General features: G+C 45.4%; 17 protein-coding genes and 2 pseudogenes. 15 read left to right on the top strand and 4 right to left on the bottom strand.

What is annotated here, in order from left to right; all coding sequences use genetic code 11:
- Window positions 1-23: 23 nt before the first annotated feature.
- The 15 genes and pseudogenes from VIB_RS02805 (at window position 24) to VIB_RS02870 (ending at window position 15,561) form a co-directional block, all read left to right on the top strand.
- Window positions 24-1,745, top strand: coding sequence for a type IV pilus secretin PilQ (locus VIB_RS02805; RefSeq protein WP_004394483.1), 1,722 nt, complete (start codon window positions 24-26; stop codon window positions 1,743-1,745).
- A gap of 186 nt (window positions 1,746-1,931) precedes the next feature.
- On the top strand, window positions 1,932-2,450 hold the full coding sequence (gene aroK, locus VIB_RS02810) for a shikimate kinase AroK (protein WP_040903956.1): 519 nt from the start codon (window positions 1,932-1,934) through the stop codon (window positions 2,448-2,450).
- Window positions 2,451-2,478: 28 nt separating this feature from the next.
- Window positions 2,479-3,564 (top strand): 3-dehydroquinate synthase, encoded by a 1,086-nt coding sequence (aroB, locus tag VIB_RS02815; protein WP_004394485.1) that lies wholly within the window; start codon window positions 2,479-2,481, stop codon window positions 3,562-3,564.
- Between the two features lie 143 nt (window positions 3,565-3,707).
- Window positions 3,708-4,103: pseudogene (locus VIB_RS18310) on the top strand (AAA family ATPase); the annotation flags it as partial.
- Window positions 4,104-4,628: 525 nt separating this feature from the next.
- Window positions 4,629-5,156, top strand: a pseudogene (locus VIB_RS18315) (SPOR domain-containing protein); the annotation flags it as partial.
- 68 nt (window positions 5,157-5,224) lie between these two features.
- A complete protein-coding gene (locus tag VIB_RS02825; RefSeq protein WP_004394487.1) occupies window positions 5,225-6,040 on the top strand; it encodes a Dam family site-specific DNA-(adenine-N6)-methyltransferase in 816 nt (271 codons plus the stop codon).
- Between the two features lie 124 nt (window positions 6,041-6,164).
- Complete coding sequence (rpe, locus tag VIB_RS02830) at window positions 6,165-6,845, top strand: ribulose-phosphate 3-epimerase (protein ID WP_004394488.1); 681 nt, start codon at window positions 6,165-6,167, stop codon at window positions 6,843-6,845.
- A 96-nt stretch (window positions 6,846-6,941) separates the two neighbouring features.
- A complete protein-coding gene (locus VIB_RS02835; protein ID WP_004394489.1) occupies window positions 6,942-7,622 on the top strand; it encodes a phosphoglycolate phosphatase in 681 nt (226 codons plus the stop codon).
- 254 nt (window positions 7,623-7,876) lie between these two features.
- The gene (trpS, locus tag VIB_RS02840; protein ID WP_004394490.1) at window positions 7,877-8,893 is read left to right on the top strand and encodes a tryptophan--tRNA ligase; all 1,017 of its coding nucleotides are present in this window, start codon (window positions 7,877-7,879) and stop codon (window positions 8,891-8,893) included.
- Window positions 8,894-9,029: 136 nt separating this feature from the next.
- On the top strand, window positions 9,030-9,806 hold the full coding sequence (locus tag VIB_RS02845; RefSeq protein WP_004394491.1) for a substrate-binding periplasmic protein: 777 nt from the start codon (window positions 9,030-9,032) through the stop codon (window positions 9,804-9,806).
- Window positions 9,807-9,909: 103 nt separating this feature from the next.
- Complete coding sequence (locus tag VIB_RS02850; RefSeq protein ID WP_040903960.1) at window positions 9,910-10,488, top strand: aminodeoxychorismate/anthranilate synthase component II; 579 nt, start codon at window positions 9,910-9,912, stop codon at window positions 10,486-10,488.
- 376 nt (window positions 10,489-10,864) lie between these two features.
- Window positions 10,865-12,076: an aspartate aminotransferase family protein gene (locus VIB_RS02855; protein WP_004394493.1), complete on the top strand. Its 1,212-nt coding sequence runs from the start codon at window positions 10,865-10,867 to the stop codon at window positions 12,074-12,076.
- Window positions 12,077-12,173: 97 nt separating this feature from the next.
- Complete coding sequence (astA, locus tag VIB_RS02860; protein ID WP_040903963.1) at window positions 12,174-13,193, top strand: arginine N-succinyltransferase; 1,020 nt, start codon at window positions 12,174-12,176, stop codon at window positions 13,191-13,193.
- A gap of 21 nt (window positions 13,194-13,214) precedes the next feature.
- Window positions 13,215-14,675 carry a succinylglutamate-semialdehyde dehydrogenase gene (astD, locus tag VIB_RS02865; RefSeq protein ID WP_004394495.1) on the top strand — a complete coding sequence of 487 codons (1,461 nt, stop codon included), beginning with the start codon at window positions 13,215-13,217 and terminating at the stop codon, window positions 14,673-14,675.
- A gap of 91 nt (window positions 14,676-14,766) precedes the next feature.
- Window positions 14,767-15,561, top strand: a complete 795-nt coding sequence (locus tag VIB_RS02870) for a DUF1338 domain-containing protein (protein WP_004394496.1) — start codon at window positions 14,767-14,769, stop codon at window positions 15,559-15,561.
- A gap of 98 nt (window positions 15,562-15,659) precedes the next feature.
- On the opposite strand, the gene crp is transcribed toward VIB_RS02870, so the two are convergent.
- The 4 genes from crp to VIB_RS02890 all read right to left on the bottom strand — a co-directional run bounded on the left by crp (window position 15,660) and on the right by VIB_RS02890 (window position 18,807).
- Window positions 15,660-16,292, bottom strand: coding sequence for a cAMP-activated global transcriptional regulator CRP (gene crp, locus VIB_RS02875; RefSeq protein WP_004394497.1), 633 nt, complete (start codon window positions 16,290-16,292; stop codon window positions 15,660-15,662).
- Window positions 16,293-16,583: 291 nt separating this feature from the next.
- Window positions 16,584-17,453 carry a phosphoribulokinase gene (locus tag VIB_RS02880; protein WP_004394498.1) on the bottom strand — a complete coding sequence of 290 codons (870 nt, stop codon included), beginning with the start codon at window positions 17,451-17,453 and terminating at the stop codon, window positions 16,584-16,586.
- Window positions 17,454-17,548: 95 nt separating this feature from the next.
- Complete coding sequence (locus VIB_RS02885; protein ID WP_004394499.1) at window positions 17,549-17,758, bottom strand: YheU family protein; 210 nt, start codon at window positions 17,756-17,758, stop codon at window positions 17,549-17,551.
- A gap of 80 nt (window positions 17,759-17,838) precedes the next feature.
- Window positions 17,839-18,807 (bottom strand): hydrolase, encoded by a 969-nt coding sequence (locus VIB_RS02890; RefSeq protein WP_004394500.1) that lies wholly within the window; start codon window positions 18,805-18,807, stop codon window positions 17,839-17,841.
- Window positions 18,808-18,824: the final 17 nt, after the last annotated feature.

Consider the following 18,824-nt stretch of genomic DNA (forward strand, 5'->3'; position numbering starts at 1 on the left):
CATTTCTGTTTAGAGACTAAATTATGATTAAAGGATTACCTTCAAGTATCGCGGTAGTGCTGCGCTACCTGTGCATCACGCTATGGCTAGGTTTAGCATTGACGACGCAGGCTGCTCTAGCGAGTGATAGCAATCAGTTTAAACACATCGATTTTCGGGTAACCCCCGACAAAGCCGCGGTGATTGTGATTGAGTTAGCGTCGGCATCGAGTGTGGTTGATGTTCAGAAAACGACGCAGGGGTTGAGTATTGAATTATTAAAAACCGATGTGGCTGAGGAGCAGCTTTATTTACTCGATGTCCAAGATTTCGCAACCATAGTTGAGAGTGTGGAAGTTTTTCGTCAAACACCAAGCACGTTGTTGTTGGCTAAAATACACGGTCCCTTTCATTATGATTATCAGCTCAAAGGTCGTTACGTTGAAGTGACGATCACGCCGTTAAAAGCCGAGGTTCAAAGTGCGCCAGCCAATCTACTTGAACCATCAGCCAAGCTGATTTCGATTAACTTTCAAGATATTCCGGTACGTAACGTTTTACAACTGATCGCTGATTATAATCAGTTTAACTTAGTGGTATCTGATTCAGTGGTAGGGAATTTAACCCTGCGTTTAGATGGTGTGCCATGGCAGCAAGTGTTGGACATTATTTTGCAGGTGAAAGGGTTGGATAAACGGGTTGAGGGCAATGTGATTTTGGTAGCGCCTAAGGCGGAACTCGATTTACGTGAAAAACAACAGCTGGAAAAAGCCCGTTTAGCAGAAGAGTTGGGAGAATTGCAGTCAGCCATCATCAAAATAAGTTTCGCGAAGGCGTCAGATATCGCTGAGATGATTGGTGGGACGGGAGCGGTGAATATGCTCTCTGAACGAGGTTCAATCAGTATCGATGAACGCACCAATGCCTTATTAATTCGCGAATTGCCGGAAAATATTCATGTGATCCGAGAGATCATTTCGGCGTTAGATATCCCTGTTAAGCAGGTACAAATTGAAGCGCGAATTGTGACCGTGAATGAAGGTAATCTTGATGAACTCGGTATTCGTTGGGGCGTGAGCTCAACACGCGGTAATAATACAGTTGGTGGTTCAATAGAAGGTAACTTAACGGGTATTGGTCTCTATCAACCAGAAGATGGTAGCGAAATGATCAATAACTTCCTTAATGTCAATTTGGGAGCCACAGCAGCGAATGCTTCGAGCATCGCGTTTCAGGTGGCAAAGCTGGGTTCAGGGACACTGCTCGATCTTGAACTGTCAGCGATGCAGCGAGAATCGAAGGCGGAAATTATTTCCAGTCCACGGCTTATCACTACCAATAAAAAGCCAGCTTATATAGAGCAGGGGACAGAGATCCCCTATTTAGAATCGTCTTCCAGCGGTGCGACTACGGTGGCATTTAAGAAAGCGGTACTGAGTTTACAGGTTACCCCGCAGATTACGCCGGATAATCGTTTGGTGCTGGATTTAAGTGTTACCCAAGACCGACCTGGCGATATTGTCAAAACCGGTACCGGAGAAGCGGTAGCGATCCACACGCAACGGATTGGTACTCAAGTTTTAGTCAATAATGGCGAAACCGTGGTACTGGGCGGTATTTTCCAACACAGCATCACTAATACTGTCGATAAAGTGCCATTACTGGGTGATTTACCGTTACTCGGTGCGCTTTTTCGACGTAGCTATCAGCAAATGGGCAAAAGTGAGCTACTGATTTTTGTTACTCCAAAGGTTGTAATTCAGTAACTTAGTGTGATTATTTCCGCTAAAGCAAAATTAAAGTTGCATTAGTGGCACCTTATCTAGATAATTTCGGGTCTTATCACGAATTATCTGTGAGGAATAGGTGCCACAAGCATTCCTATCGTCGACCGCTGTCTGGCGAATCTTGTGGCGATGTCATTGAATTAACGTTGTAAATTACTGCTAAACATGGCCGAAAAACGCAATATTTTTCTTGTTGGCCCGATGGGCGCTGGCAAAAGTACAATTGGTAGACACTTGGCTCAACAACTTCATATGGAGTTTGTTGATTCCGATACTGTCATTGAAGAGCGCACTGGCGCAGATATCGCATGGGTATTTGACGTTGAAGGTGAAGAAGGCTTCCGCAAACGCGAGGAAGCGGTGATCAATGATCTTACTGAGCAACAAGGTATTGTTCTCGCCACTGGTGGTGGCTCAGTGATCAGCAAAGAAAACCGTAACCGCCTTTCTGCTCGAGGCGTGGTTGTCTACTTAGAAACCACTATTGAAAAACAATTAGCACGTACTAACCGTGACAAGAAACGCCCTTTATTACAGACGGATCATCCTCGAGAAGTGCTAGAAGCACTTGCTGATGAGCGTAATCCTTTGTATGAAGAAATTGCGGACATCACAGTACGTACCGACGATCAAAGTGCAAAAGTGGTAGCCAACCAGATCGTAAAAATGCTAGAAGAACACTAACCAGTTCTTTTATTTTGGAGTGCAAACCATGGAACGGATTACGGTCAGCCTAGGTGAGCGTAGCTACCCCATTTCAATTGGTGCCGGATTATTAAATAATCCGGCCCTTCTTCCTCTTTCCGCCCAGCAAAAAGTGGTGGTGATCACCAATCATACGGTTGCGCCACTTTATGCTGAGCGATTACTTGCCGTTCTAAACCAAATCGGCTGTTCATCGGCTCTACTGGAACTTCCAGACGGCGAACAGTACAAAAATCTCGATACCTTCAATACGGTCATGAGCTATCTCCTTGAGCATAATTACAGCCGCGATGTGGTGATTATTGCGCTTGGTGGTGGGGTGATTGGTGATCTCGTCGGATTTGCGTCAGCGTGTTATCAACGCGGTGTCGATTTTATTCAAATCCCAACCACATTATTGGCTCAAGTCGACTCTTCTGTCGGTGGAAAAACCGCGGTGAATCATCCGTTGGGTAAAAATATGATTGGGGCATTTTACCAGCCTCAAGCGGTGATTATTGATACTGACTGCCTAGCGACACTGCCCCCCCGAGAGTTTGCCGCCGGCATGGCTGAAGTGATCAAATATGGCATTATTTATGATCATGATTTCTTTGTGTGGCTTGAAAACCATCTTGAAGACTTGTATGCGTTAGAGGCGTCCGCGCTGTCTTATGCGATTGCTCGTTGCTGCCAGATAAAGGCGGAAGTCGTTGCTCAAGACGAAAAGGAATCCGGAATTCGCGCTTTATTAAATCTAGGTCATACCTTTGGCCATGCCATTGAAGCCGAGTTAGGTTATGGCTGCTGGTTGCATGGTGAAGCCGTAGCGGCAGGCACGATGATGGCCGCAGTAACGGCTAAGTTACAAGGTTTGATCTCAGAGCAGCAGCAACAGCGTATTCATGCCATACTGAAAAAAGCGCGCTTACCTGTGCACACGCCGAGCAGCATGAGTTTTGATGATTTCATTAAACATATGATGCGTGATAAAAAGGTTTTGGCGGGTGAGTTACGCTTAGTGCTCCCAACCGGTATCGGAACGTCTGAAGTGGTAAAAGGGGTTTCGCAAACGGTGATTAAGCAAGCGATAGAAGATTGTCGTAATATATAGTGGTATTCTGCCTACTTGATGTTACAGCGGTGTTGGCCAGACGTTCCCATTCAATCTAAATTAGAATGAGTCTACCTGACCGCTGTATCGTTGATCAGTCAGTTTCGGTATCAGTATCAGACATTAAGCCATTAGGATCGTCGATGAGTGTGGAACATGAACTAGAGTTAGATTCGCAAACTGAACTGTTGGAACGATTACAGTTACTGACGCGTTTTGGTTCCAACCTAGTGAATGTTTTTGGCGGTCTAGGTGCCGGAAAATCTTGGTTAGCGCAACGTTACCTTGAGTATTGGGTGGCGGATAAAAATCAATCCTTACTTTTATGTCATCCTAATCAAAGCGATGAGCAGCATCGCACCACCATTCTTAGCCAAGTGTTATCAGAGCCACTGTTTAATGCCAAAGATGCGTTGCTTGATAGTTTTTCACGTTTGATTGGCGAGCGTACGACATGCGATATTGTTGTGGTGATTGATGATGCGCATTTGTTGTCTGATACGTTACTCTCCGAGTTATGGATGTGGGTGCTTGAAGCTCAGACTAATCCTCGCTGGACCATTAATGTGGTGTTATTTGCGCAAGCTAATCGTCTTGATGCGTTATTAACTCGCTTAACTTATGGTCAAGAACATAAACCGATTGAACTCGAGATCGAGCCATTATCAGAGTATGAGGCCGACCGGTTATTTGAACAGCGAGTCATGCGTTATGTTGATCCAACACTGGAGCGTCAAGCTCGTAGCGCATATAAAAAAGTGAATTATCTTCCGGGGGAGATCATGGCGTTAGTCGATCAAAAGCGTGAGAAGCGCATCATTATTCGCTCGATCATCGGCTCACCGCTGAATATTGGCTTGCTGGTACTGTTATTGATGTTATTTATTGGTGGTGGCTACTGGTGGCTATGGTCCCAGCCGTCGCCAAATGAGACATTGCCTGTATTAACTCAACGAGCTGAGCAAACGGCGATTCCGACGTTACCGTCTCAAGAGGACAATGCTCGTTCTTATCAAAACGTCGCTGTGACGTCTTCACAACCGAACCCATCCAATGCGATGGCCGATGATGCCATTGCTTTGCCTCCCAAAGTGGTTGAGAGTTTAGAAGGGGTTGGTATCGCTGATACTGCACATCAGCGAGTGGTGATCACTTCCGATGTGGTGGATGCCTTACTGGATGGTCGTTCGGAATCAGTCGCTGTTGAGGTTAATCGCTATCCTATCACTCAAGGGACGAATGACGATTTGTCGATAGTGGAATCTGCTCCGTCATCAGGATCTATTCGTTTCTCTTTCGCCAGAGAAGAGTTGATGGCGATGTCGCCGCGCAGCTATACCTTACAGTTGGCGGCGGTGAATTCTCTGCAAGAAGTCCAAAACTTTATTGACCGTTATTCACTGACAGAAACGCTATACGTCTACCCAACCGTTCGTGATGAGGTGGATTGGTATATCGTTACTTATGATAACTATCCAACCATCCAGTTAGCTCGTGACGCGGTGGCTACTTTACCGCCTGCGGTACAAGCACTCGGTCCTTGGGCCAAATCACTTAGCCAAGTTCAACGTGAAATTCAACGTGCGAAATAACGCTGAGATTCAGTAGAAAATATGTTACATTCCGCACCCTTATTTTTGGTGATTGATTAGAGCAGTAGATGAAAAAGCAGCGTGCCTTTTTGAAATGGGCTGGGGGAAAGTTTGGCCTAGTCGAAGAGATTCAACGCCATCTGCCACCTGCAAGTCAGTTGGTTGAGCCTTTTGTCGGTGCAGGTTCGATTTTCCTTAATAGCGATTTTGAACATTATTTGTTGGCGGATATTAATCCGGATTTAATCAATTTATACAATTTATTAAAACATCAGCCGCAAGAGTATATTCGCGAAGCCAAGCGTTGGTTTACACCAGAAAATAATCGTAAAGAAGCCTATTTAGACGTACGTAAACAGTTTAATGACTGCGATGATGTGATGTATCGTTCGTTGGCTTTTCTGTATATGAATCGTTTTGGGTTTAATGGTTTATGCCGTTATAACAAAAAAGGTGGATTTAACGTGCCGTTTGGCTCGTACAAAAAACCGTATTTTCCTGAAGCCGAGCTAGAGTTTTTTGCACAGAAAGCGCAGCGTGCCACGTTTATTTGCGCAAGTTACCAACAAACTTTTCATCAAGCCATGGCATCCAGTGCTATTTACTGTGATCCTCCTTATGCGCCGTTGTCGAATACCGCGAATTTTACGGCTTATGCAGGGAATGGATTTAGTCTTGATGACCAAGCGGCTTTAGCCGATTTGGCTGAGAAAACCGCCCAAGAGCGGGGTATTCCGGTCCTTATTTCCAATCATGATACGATTTTAACTCGTCGCCTTTACCATGGTGCGCAACTGAATGTGGTTAAAGTTAAGCGCACGATCAGTCGTAATGGTGCTGGGCGGAATAAAGTCGATGAGTTATTGGCCTTATTTACACCTTAGTTAATAAAGTAATTCTCACTCTCTGAGGGAGTGAACGTCGCTTCCGGTTAGGATCTTTGCCACCCCTAGGTTAGAATACTGGGCATATTTTGTTTGCTATGTTCTATCACCGAAGAGGTCAGGTATGAAAGATTTTCTTATTGCTCCATCCATTCTCTCTGCAGATTTTGCGCGCCTTGGCGACGATGTTGATAAAGTGCTTGCCGCTGGAGCGGATGTGATTCACTTTGATGTGATGGATAATCATTACGTACCTAATCTGACCTTTGGTGCGCCAATTTGTAAAGCGCTACGTGATTATGGTATTACCGCGCCAATCGATGTGCATCTTATGGTTGAGCCGGTTGATCGAATTATTCCTGATTTTGCTAACGCTGGCGCATCAATGATCACCTTTCATGTGGAAGCCTCGAAGCATGTTGATCGCACCTTGCAACTGATCAAAGAGCATGGTTGTCAGGCTGGAGTGGTGCTGAATCCAGCCACGCCGCTCAGTCACCTCGATTACATTATGGACAAAGTCGATTTGATTCTCCTAATGTCGGTCAATCCAGGTTTTGGAGGCCAGTCCTTTATTCCGCACACGTTAGATAAGCTACGTGCGGTACGTGAGCGTATTACGCAAAGTGGTCGCTCCATTCGTTTAGAAATAGACGGGGGCGTAAAGGTCGAGAATATCCGTGAAATCGCCCAAGCTGGCGCGGATATGTTTGTTGCCGGGTCGGCAATTTTTGGCGAGCCAGATTATAAAGCGGTGATTGATGCTATGCGTAGTGAACTGGCTGGTGTTGAACGTCGTAATTAATAAGATAGTTATTATTCCTTACCGCTGAGCGCCGATGACGTCCATCGGCAAGCGACTGTGATTCGTCGGTAGGGAGAGCACAAATAGGACAGAGTTTTGCAATCAATAAAATTAATCGCGTTTGATCTCGATGGGACACTGCTTGATAGTGTGCCAGATCTTGCTGTTGCTGCTGATCAAGCGGTGCGCGCTTTGGGCTATCCTGGGGTAACGGAATCTCAGGTACGTGACTATGTTGGCAATGGTGCCGATGTGTTAATCGGTCGCTGTTTAAGCCAAAGTCTCAATATCGACCCTGAGCTGAATAATGATACTCATCAACAAGCGCGTTTGTTATTTGATGAGTATTATGCGCAAACGGGCCACCAATTGAGCCACCTCTATCCGAATGTAAAGCATACCTTGGCGGAACTGCATCGCGCGGGGTTTATCTTAGCGTTGGTGACCAATAAGCCGAGTAAATTTGTGCCTGATGTTCTTGCTCAACATGGTTTAGCTGAGCTATTTAGTGATGTGATTGGTGGCGATACCTTTAGCCATAAAAAACCCGATCCTATGGCCCTTAATTGGTTGCTCGAAAAGCACCACTTGAAGGCAGAGCAAATGTTGATGGTCGGTGATTCGAAAAACGACATTTTAGCGGCCCAAAATGCGGGCTGTGCTTCATTTGGCTTAACCTATGGTTATAACCACGGTGAGCCAATTGCCAATGCCAAGCCTGATGTGGTGGCGGATGATATCGTTCAACTCCTCGATGTTGTTATGGTTTGCGCGTAAAAATTATCACTTGCCTCTGGTAAAATACTCATCAATGAGTACACTGCTAAACTGCGCCTATTCACTGTAAGCGCAGTTTTTTATTGGTTTTATACCCTTCCTACTCGAAGCTATTGCGGTGTTGGCGACGTTCGTTCACCCCAAGCATAGAACTTATCTATGCTCGTGGGCTAGATTCATTTGCTGCCGATTAGCCATGCTCAGTGGTGTGGGTATCGCCTTCCCTTATTTTGAATCACAAGGAAATTATACTCATGAGCAAACCCATCGTATTGAGTGGTGTTCAACCATCTGGTGAACTCAGCATTGGTAACTATTTGGGTGCTCTGCGTCAATGGCAACAGATGCAAGATGATTATGATTGTCAGTACTGTGTGGTTGATTTACATGCGATTACCGTACGTCAAGATCCAAAGGCGTTATATGAAGCGACACTCGATGCGTTATCCATCTGTCTTGCCGTTGGTGTCGATCCGCAAAAAAGCACCTTGTTTGTCCAATCTCATGTGCCTGAACATACTCAACTTGGCTGGATACTTAATTGTTATACCCAAATGGGTGAACTCAGTCGCATGACTCAGTTTAAAGACAAATCGGCTCGTTATGCCAATGATGTCAATGCCGGACTATTTGGTTATCCAGTATTGATGGCGGCCGATATCTTGCTCTATGGCGCGCATCAAGTTCCCGTGGGCAGCGATCAAAAACAGCACCTAGAACTCGCGCGTGATATCGCGACACGTTTTAACAATATTTACAGTCCGGAACAACCGATCTTCACCATTCCTGAACCGTATATTCCGCAGGTCAATGCACGAGTCATGAGCCTGCAAGATGCGACTAAGAAAATGTCAAAATCGGACGATAATCGTAAAAATGTGATTACGTTATTAGAAGATCCCAAGTCGATTATCAAGAAGATCAATAAAGCGCAAACGGATACCGAAACACCACCGCGTATCGCCTTTGATACTGAGCAAAAAGCCGGTATCTCGAATTTAATGAGCCTATATTCCGCGGCCACAGGCAAAACCTTTGCTGAGATTGAAGCGCAATACCAAGGCGTTGAAATGTACGGTCCTTTTAAAAAGGATGTTGGAGAGGCATTAGTCGCGATGCTTGCTCCGGTACAAGCGGAGTACCATCGTATTCGCGATGACAGAGCCTATCTGGATGCGGTCATGAAAGCCGGGGCCGAAAAAGCCTCCGCTCGCGCTGCTCTCACACTGAAAAACGTTCAGCAAGCGGTTGGATTTGTGCCTCGTCCATAAGCTCCCCCCCTTGATTCTACGATACTGAATAAGCCCAAAGCGAATGACTCACTTTGGGCTTATTTGTCTGCTAGCGACTACAAGATAAATCAACACGGTCTACACTTAGTGGGAGTAGTACAGTAAGGGGATCGCGATGAAATGGTGGTTATTGTGTGGATTGCTGATCATCAGCAATGGATTAGCTGCGAGCCCTTTACGGGTTTGTGTAGGTAATATGAATGTATGGCCACCTTTTACTTATTGGCAAGGCGCTACCGATGAAGAAAAAGCTCAATCATTAACCGGATCAGCCACGACATTGGTATTACAATCCCTTGAACACTTAAACGTGGATTATCAGCTTTTGTTTATGCCGTGGGCGAGGGTACAGCATGAGCTAGCTCAGGCGAATGGACGCTGTGATTTGACGTGGAATGCCAGCTATCGTCATGACAGAGCGGAATACAGCTACTTTTCAGTCACCCTGTATCGTATTCAACTCGGTTATTTTACTCTCGCTGATTCGAATAATCTCCTCAGTCATCATCAAGATTCTGGCGTATTGTGTGGTGTACACGGTTTTAACTATCAAGACTTTGGCCTATCTCGCGAGCCATCGTTGCGTTTAAACACCGTCCAACAAGCGTTAGATATGTTACAAAAGCAGCGCTGTGATTGGTTTCTAAGTGAAATTGAGCCAATTTATGGTGGTATTCAGCTTGGCCTTTATCAGCTTGAACGGCCAATTACACCTCACTTATTGGGGAGAGATAAGCAGTTTCATGTGCAAATTCGTCGTGATTATCCGAATGCGTTGCTCTTGCTGAATAACATCAATCAATTCTTAATTGATGCTCAACAGAGCGGGCATGCACAAGCTGTATTTGATCGTTTTTTATTGTTCAATGCGGCGGAACATCAAGACCCTTAATGTCGATGACTCTTATTCGACTCAAGTAAAGCACTTGCCTTTCTACAACGGTGCTGCACAATATCGCCTTCTGTTTCTTCAACTGACTGGCACGGCTGATATTATGTTGCTTCTCATCGATAACTACGATTCTTTTACCTACAACTTATATCAATATTTCTGTGAATTAGGGAAAGAGGTCAAAGTCGTACGTAATGATCAGATTGACATAAAGGGGATTGAAGCCCTTAATCCGAGCCATTTAGTGATTTCCCCCGGACCTTGCACACCGAACGAGGCGGGGATCTCTCTTCAAGCTATCGCTCATTTTGCCGGGAAACTACCGATATTAGGGGTATGTCTTGGTCATCAGGCGATTGCGCAAGTGTTTGGTGGACAAGTGGTGCGCGCCAGACAAGTCATGCACGGTAAAACATCACAGATTAAGCACAATGGACGCAGTGTATTTGTTGGCTTAAATAACCCATTGACGGTTACTCGTTATCACTCATTAGTGGTTGAGGCTCATTCATTACCAGCTTGTTTTGAGCTCACGGCGTGGACGGAATTAGACGATGGTTCTGTCGATGAAATTATGGGTTATCAACACCGAACGTTACCGATTGATGCGGTGCAGTTTCATCCCGAATCGATTAAAACTGAGCAAGGGCATCAGCTACTGGCCAATTTCTTAAATCGTTAAGCCAATCATTACCGATCTTGATCACTTTTCTTAACATTTCTTTGTGCTGAATGGCGCTTGATTGTGATGTGCAATTTTATGCGCCTTTATAGCCTCTCTCCTTAGTGAACCCCTTGCCTTACAATGGCTATCTATTCTATTTTGCATGCGAAGGTAAAAAATACTTCATAAAAGACAGTCGTTAGTGCATAAATAATCAGAGACGATATCGAGTACACTGGTATTGATGTCGTGAAAAGAATATTTCGCTATTGAATTGGTTAATATTTTGTAAATACAATGCCGTATTAGTGATAATGCCATACAAAATCTTACGCTAAGGTTTTGTCGCCAAATGGCAGAGCAACTTGGCATGCGGTATAAGAAGGAATGGGTAATGACAATGGAAAAACAGATACAACGTGGTTTATTTGATGAGGTGATGGTGCCTTGTTATAACCCGATGGCGTTCATCCCAGTAAAAGGACAAGGTTCCCGAGTTTGGGATCAGCAGGGACGAGAGTACATCGATTTTGCTGGTGGTATCGCAGTCAGTTGCTTAGGACACTGCCATCCGGCCATGGTTAATGCATTAACCGAGCAAGCCAATAAATTGTGGCATTTGAGTAATGTGATGACTAATGAGCCAGCATTACAACTTGCTAATAAATTGATTGAACTGAGTTTTGCTGACAAAGTCTTTTTTGCCAACTCAGGCGCTGAAGCCAATGAAGCGGCACTGAAATTAGCTCGTCGTTATGCGGCTGACGTTTATGGTCCAGAGAAAACGGAAATCATTGCCTTTAAACAAGGCTTCCATGGCCGAACCTTCTTCACTGTCACGGTAGGTGGACAAGCGGCTTATTCTGACGGTTTTGGACCGAAACCCGGCGATATTACTCACCTGCCTTATAACGATATTGATGCTTTGCAAGCGCATATGTCGGATCGCACCTGCGCGATCATGATGGAGCCTCTGCAAGGCGAAGGCGGTATTATTTCGCCAACGCCAGAATTTGTTCAGGCGGTGCGTGAACTGTGCGATAAGCATAACGCGCTACTGATTTTTGATGAAGTTCAAACTGGTAATGGGCGTACGGGGCACTTTTATGCTTACCAAGGTTTAGGTGTCACGCCAGATATCTTAAGTACGGCGAAATCATTAGGTGGCGGCTTCCCGATTGGTGCGATGTTAACCACTAATAAGCTTGCCGAGCATATGAAAGTCGGTACCCACGGTTCAACGTATGGCGGTAACCCGTTAGCGTGCGCTGTTGGTCTGGCCGTCGTTGATATTGTTAGTCAACCAGAAACCTTAGCGGGTGTGAAGCAACGTGAAGCTTGGTTTCGCGAGGGATTAACCAAAATTAATGATAAGTACCATGTGTTTTCTGAAATCCGTGGTCAAGGTTTACTGCTTGGCGCGGCGCTCAATGAGCAGTGGCAAGGCCGTTCTCGAGACATTTTATTAGCGGCTGGAGAGCATGGATTAATGCTGTTGGTGGCGGGACCGAACGTGATCCGTATGACGCCTTCATTATTGATCACTCAACAAGAAATCGAACAAGGATTGGCTAAACTCGAGCAAGCGATCGCAACACTCGTGTAGTCTTTCTGCTATTCACACCCACCATGGATAGCGGTGGGTGTTTGCTGTCTTCGCTAGGTCAAGCTGGCCTAGTGCTATGCATCTGGAGGGAATATTGATGCTAGTTATTCGCCCTATTGCAACGTCTGACTATCCGGCACTTCATGACTGTGCCATTGAATCGGGTCATGGCTTTACGTCACTGCCCGTTAATCAAGAATTACTCACCAATCGTATTGAACACTCAGAATACAGCTTTGCTAAACCGTCCGTAACGCAACCAGGGGATGAAGGTTATTTAATGGTCGGTGTAGACAGTGTAACCGGAGAGGTGGCTGGTACGACGGGGATCGAAGCGGCGGTTGGTTGGGATCGTCCTTTTTATTCTTATCATATTAGTACGATTGTCCATGCCTCACATAAGCTTGGGGTCAACAATGTCGTTAAATTACTCACCTTTGGTAACAACTACACCGGATGCTCAGAAATTTGCAGCTTATTTTTGCGAGAGCACTTTCGCCAAGGTTTGAATGGTCGCTTAATGTCGAAGAGTCGTTTTTTAATGATGGCGGAGCATCCAGAACGTTTCTCTAAAACCATCTTTGCTGAGATGCGAGGCGTCTCTGATGCGGATGGTAATTCTCCCTTTTGGCAGTGGCTGCAAGAGCACTTCTTTTCAATCGACTTTACCTTGGCTGACTATTTAACTGGGATCGGTAAAAAAGGTTTTATTGCCGACTTAATGCCCAAGTTGCCGATTTATATCAATTTACTTAGTCCTGAAGCCCAAGCGGTGATTGGCCAAGTGCACGAGAATACTCGTCCAGCCCTCAAGTTATTGGAAGACGAAGGATTTACTTGCCGTAATTACGTCGATATTTTTGATGCCGGCCCAGCCGTAGAATGTGATGTCCGTAATATTGAATCGGTGCGTAATTCTGTTCGTGCTAGGGTTGAAGTCGCGCGTCATTCCAGCACCCAACAATATTTGATGTGTAATACCTCATTTACTCATTTTCGTGCTACCGCCGAAAAAGCGGCCTACAACCGTGAGCGAGAAACGGTGTTGATTACTCCCGAAGTGGCTCAAGCATTAAACGTTGACCAAGGGGATTGGTTGCGAATTTTGGCTCAATAGTTTTTAGATAAGGAAGATACAATGACTCAGTGGATAGCAGGTCAATGGATTGCTGGACAAGGCGATGCGTTGAGTTCAATCAGCCCTTACGATGACCAAGTGGTTTGGCAAGGTAATAGCGCCACAGCAGAACAGGTTGAACAAGCGATCAGCGCGGCTCGTCAAGCATTCATCGCATGGAAAAATCGCCCGTTTGCTGAGCGTGAACAAGTGGTGTTGGCTTTTGCTGAGCAGGTCAAAGCCAACAGTGAAAAAATTGCTGAAGTGATCGCTAAAGAAACCGGCAAACCATTATGGGAAACGCGCACCGAAGCCGCGGCGATGGCTGGTAAAATTGCGATTTCTATTCGTGCTTACCATGAACGTACTGGGCAGCAGCAACGTGAGGTGGCAGGTAATACGATTGTATTGCGGCATCGTCCTCTTGGCGTAATGGCGGTATTTGGTCCATATAATTTTCCTGCCCATTTACCCAATGGCCATATTGTTCCTGCTTTACTGGCTGGTAATACCGTGGTGTTTAAACCTTCAGAGCAAACCCCATGGACTGGTGAGCTAGCGATGCAGTTATGGCAAGCGGCGGGATTACCTGATGGTGTGCTTAACCTAGTACAAGGTGCGAAAGAAACGGGTATTGCGCTCGCGCAATCAAAAAATATTGATGGCTTGCTCTTTACTGGTAGTGCGAATACGGGGCACCTCTTACATCGTCAGTTTGCCGGTCAACCCGATAAAATGTTAGCACTGGAGATGGGCGGCAATAATCCGATGGTGATTTCTGAGCACTATGGCGATATTGATGCGGCGGTATACACTATTATTCAGTCAGCGTTTATTAGTGCGGGACAACGTTGTACTTGCGCTCGTCGTCTTTATTTACCTGAAGGTGAAAAAGGCGATAAGTTGCTTGATAAGTTGCTAAAAGCGACCGAGCAGCTGCGCATTGATCAGCCTTTTGCTGATCCTGCACCCTTTATGGGGCCACAGATTTCACGTGCTGCCGCTGAGTTTATTTTGACGGCACAAGCGAATTTACAAGCGTTAGGCGGAAAAAGTTTATTAACCGCGAAGGCACAACAAGCGGCGTTCGTCACACCAGGGATTATTGATGTCACTGCGATTAATGATTTACCTGATGAAGAATATTTCGGCCCATTATTGCAAGTCATTCGTTATCAAACACTGCCTCAAGCTGTAGCACTGGCTAATAATACGCGCTTTGGTTTGTCAGCAGGCTTAGTGTCGACCGACGATCAAGAGTGGCAATATTTTATTGATCATATTCGCGCCGGAATTGTTAACCGTAACCGTCAACTTACCGGAGCCAGTGGCGATGCTCCCTTTGGTGGGCCGGGTGCGTCAGGTAACTTACGCCCCAGCGCGTTTTACGCCGCGGATTACTGTGCTTACCCAATGGCGTCGATGGAAGGGCAAACGACAGAATTACCCGCGACACTATCACCAGGGGTTGTTTTGCCTTAAGTCGTCAACACAGCTAAAGAGTGTAGATAATGTTTAACCCATAACGTCTCTATCGCGAGAGGCGTTATCCACCCACTGACAAGGAGGCGTCATGACGCCAAGTGCGCTTTTTCAATGTTTATGGAATGACTATATTCAGCGTCTTTGCCCTGCGGCAGAAAAAGTCCATCATTTGCTCCAGGAAGACGAAGCACTGATCAATGACCACATTGCTTTACGAACTTTTAATATCGCACCACTGGGTATAGAGACTTTGGCCAAGCCGTTTCTGGCCTTAGGCTACGTTGCTTGCGGTGATTATCTGTTTGAAAGCAAAAAGCTGGTGGCGAAGCATTATGAGCACCCTGATCCTAAGCAACCTAAGGTATTTATTAGTGAATTGAAGGTCGAAGAGTGCTCAGCAGAGTTACAAGCGATAGTCGCTAAGTTAGTGGCTCAAGTCGAGACGACTCGCCTTGATGATGTCGATTTTCTTTACGCCGGCCGTCTATGGGATCTCTCGTTTGCAGATTATCAAATCTTAGCCAAAGAAAGCGAGTATGCGGCGTGGTTAGCCGCCCATGGTTATGGGGCCAATCACTTTACGGTGAGTGTTAATCAGCTCAAGGCATTTAATGAGGTCAAAGCGGTCAATGATCATCTGCGTCAGGCGGGCTTTACTATCAATGAAAATGGCGGTGAAGTGAAAGGCACACCAGAAGTATTACTAGAACAGTCCTCGACTATGGCTGATAAGGTGCCAGTCTCGTTTAACGACGGTGTTGAAGTGATCCCTGGTGGTTTTTATGAGTTCGCTAAACGTTATCCGATGGCGAACGGTCAACTGTATAGCGGCTTTGTGGCGGCTTCAGCAGATAAAATCTTTGAAAGTACCGATCTTCGTTAGTAAAAAAACGGAACGGGTAGCCAACGATGAACAACAAAAAAGCTACTTTAGGTCAACTAAAGTAGCTTATTCAGGCTTTAAGCATGTTAAACCAGAGGTTAACGAGTGCCGTAGACCACGATGGTTTTACCGTGTGCTGATATCAGATTTTGCTCTTCAAGCATTTTCAGAATCCGGCCAACGGTTTCACGAGAGCAACCAACGATTTGACCAATTTCTTGACGAGTGATTTTGATTTGCATCCCATCAGGGTGAGTCATTGCATCGGGTTGTTTTGCTAGGTTTAGTAGAGTTTGTGCAATACGACCAGTCACATCAAGGAACGCCAAATCACCGACTTTTTGGCTGGTCACTTGTAGGCGACGAGCCATTTGCCCTGATAGACGCATCAGGATATCGGGGTTAACTTGAATCAATTGACGGAACTTCTTAAAAGAAATTTCCGCGACTTCACAAGGGGATTTAGCTCGAACCCAAGCGGTACGTTCTTGATCTTCTTCGAACAGACCAAGCTCGCCGATGAAATCACCTTGGTTAAGGTAAGAAAGAATCATCTCTTTACCTTCTTCGTCTTTAATTAGTACCGCAACAGAACCTTTAACAATGTAGTACAAGGTTTCCGCTTTTTCGCCCGCATGGATCAGCGTGCTTTTTGAAGGGTACTTATGAATATGACAATGTGAAAGGAACCACTCTAGTGTTGGGTCGGTTTGAGGTTTACCTAGAACCATAATATCTCACTTCCTCTGCAGGGTACGCTCGCTGCTGTCCGTATATTTTAGCGAAGCCTTAATGGATTAACTAGAATAAGAGGACTTCCTAATGGCTGCAAGCTATCTTGTGTTCGGTAAGGAATAGTATCCTTTTTCGAACGCGATTTCTTGATTTTAATCGTATCAAACCATGGATATTTTACGCAAAAACGTGCACATGATCACGGTATGAAAAGTAATCGTGTTAATAAGACCGTAGCCTGACCGATTATGCGAATTTCTTACTCATCAGGTCAAGATAAGGCAATCTCAACCAATTTTTCCGGATTCAATTAATTGCTGGAGTAAGGGTTGCACGATAAGTTCCATAGCAAAGCCCATTTTGCCGCCAGGAACCACAATCGTGTTGTGACGCGACATAAACGAGCCATCAATCATTGCCAGTAAATAGGGATAATCGACATTCTTTATTCCGCGTAAACGGATCACCACAAAGCTTTCATCTAAACTCGGGATGCCTTTCGCATTGAGAGGATTTGAGGTGTCGACCGTAGGCACTCGTTGAAAGTTAATGTGCGTACGCGAAAACTGAGGGGTAATGTAATTCAGATAATCGTCCATTGAGCGAACGATAGAATCCATGACGGCTTCACGAGAATGGCCGCGGTCACGAGTATCGCGCACGTATTTTTGGATCCATTCCAAATTGACAATTGGAACCATGCCAATCAAAAAATCGACATGTTGCGCGACATTAATGTCACCATCGACCACTCCACCATGTAAGCCTTCATAAAATAAGACATTGGTATCATCAGGCAACTGCTGCCAAGGTGTGAAGGTACCAGGCATCTGATTATAGGGGACGGCTTCATCAAAAGTATGCAGATAACGACGAATTTGTCCTGCGCCCGTTTTGCCATATTGGCGGAAAAAATCCTGCAGAGCAGGGAAGTCATTCGCTTGCGGACCGAAGTAGCTAATATGTCGACCTTGTTCTCTTGCTTTACGAATTTCAATATCCATTTCTGGACGAGTGAAGCGGTGGAAGCTATCACCTTCCACCCAAGCGGGTTTAATGTTCATCATATTGAACATTTTGCGGAAAGCTTCTGATGTGGTCGTTGTACCAGCGCCTGATGAACCGGTGACCGCAATAATGGGGTGTTTTGCTGACATGACATACCTTGTCTGTTGATCCTTGAGGGGCAAAGCCCATGACTGGTTTCACTATATCATGGAAAAAACGCAGCAGAAAACGCCGATTTTTGCCGTCAGCGTGCGGTACTTTTGATATCGATCGTTTCGTGTAACTCAGAATAGACGATCATCGCTTGCCCACTGCGCAGTTGAGCGATGACTTGATCGATTTTGTCTTGTAAGCTGATTTCACTTTCACCGTAGTCAGTGCCTTCGCGTAATACAAACTCACGAATTAAATTGTCTAGAGTGTCACTGGCGATATGTTGCCAAGGAACGATCATAAATACCTCATGATTTTATGAACTGATAATCTCTGTTTTACGATATTTTGCTGCCATATGACGCCAAATGACGCTAATTTTTATTTCTGTCGCCAATTAGCGTAGTAACTCGGCAAAGCCTGCTCAAGCCAGAACCTAGGTTGACGTAAGCTGCCAGCTAAAAAACCAACATGGCCACCGTGTTCAAATAATTGGTAGTTAATCTGTGGGTTTAAAGGACCGCGCGGGATCACTGCTTCAGTCATAAACGGATCATCGGCAGCATGAATGATCAGCGTAGGGATAGTAATCGCGCCTAATTTCATGAGTCCTGAGCATTGTTGATAGTACTCTTGCGCATCTTTAAAGCCGTGTAGCGGTGCGGTGATCAAATCATCAAATTGATAGAGCTTGCTTACTTGACGAATGGATTGCGTGGTTAAACCTAGCTCATTTTGTAGCAATGGGGCTTTTCTTAACGCATTATTTTTTAATGATGAGAGTAAATAACGGCGATAAATTTTTGAAAAGCCCTGTTCAATACGTTGCGAACACGCTGCTAAATCCAGTGGTGCGGAAATGATGGTTGCCGCATCGACAATCGGATCATCCCGATAGCACGCCAGATAGTTGACCAGCATATTACCGCCTAAAGAGACTCCAGTCGCAATGATGGTACGCTGAGGGAATTGCGCTCGTAGGTATTCAAGTACGAAACGCGCGTCTTCCGTTTCACCCGAATGGTAAGCTCGAGCTAAGCGGTTGGGTTTTCCGCTGCAGCCTCGAAAATGCATCATCACCGATAGCCAACCATGTCGAGCAAACGCATCCATTAAGCCATTAGCATAAGGGCTATAAAAACTGCCTTCTAAACCGTGAAATAAGACAAAAATGGGTTTATCGACACCGGGGAAGGCTGGTTCACTCCATGCTAAATCAAGAAAATCGTTATCTGGCGTGGTTAAGGTTTGCCAAACCGGCGTAAAGCAAGCCGCTCGACGAATTAAGCGCGGTAGTAGGGTTTGTAAATGTGGGTTGGTTAATCCCTTCGCGGCAGTAAACGGCGACATCAAAAACCTCAATTCTT

The organism is Vibrio metschnikovii CIP 69.14 (assembly GCF_000176155.1).
GTDB classification, from domain to species: domain Bacteria; phylum Pseudomonadota; class Gammaproteobacteria; order Enterobacterales; family Vibrionaceae; genus Vibrio; species Vibrio metschnikovii.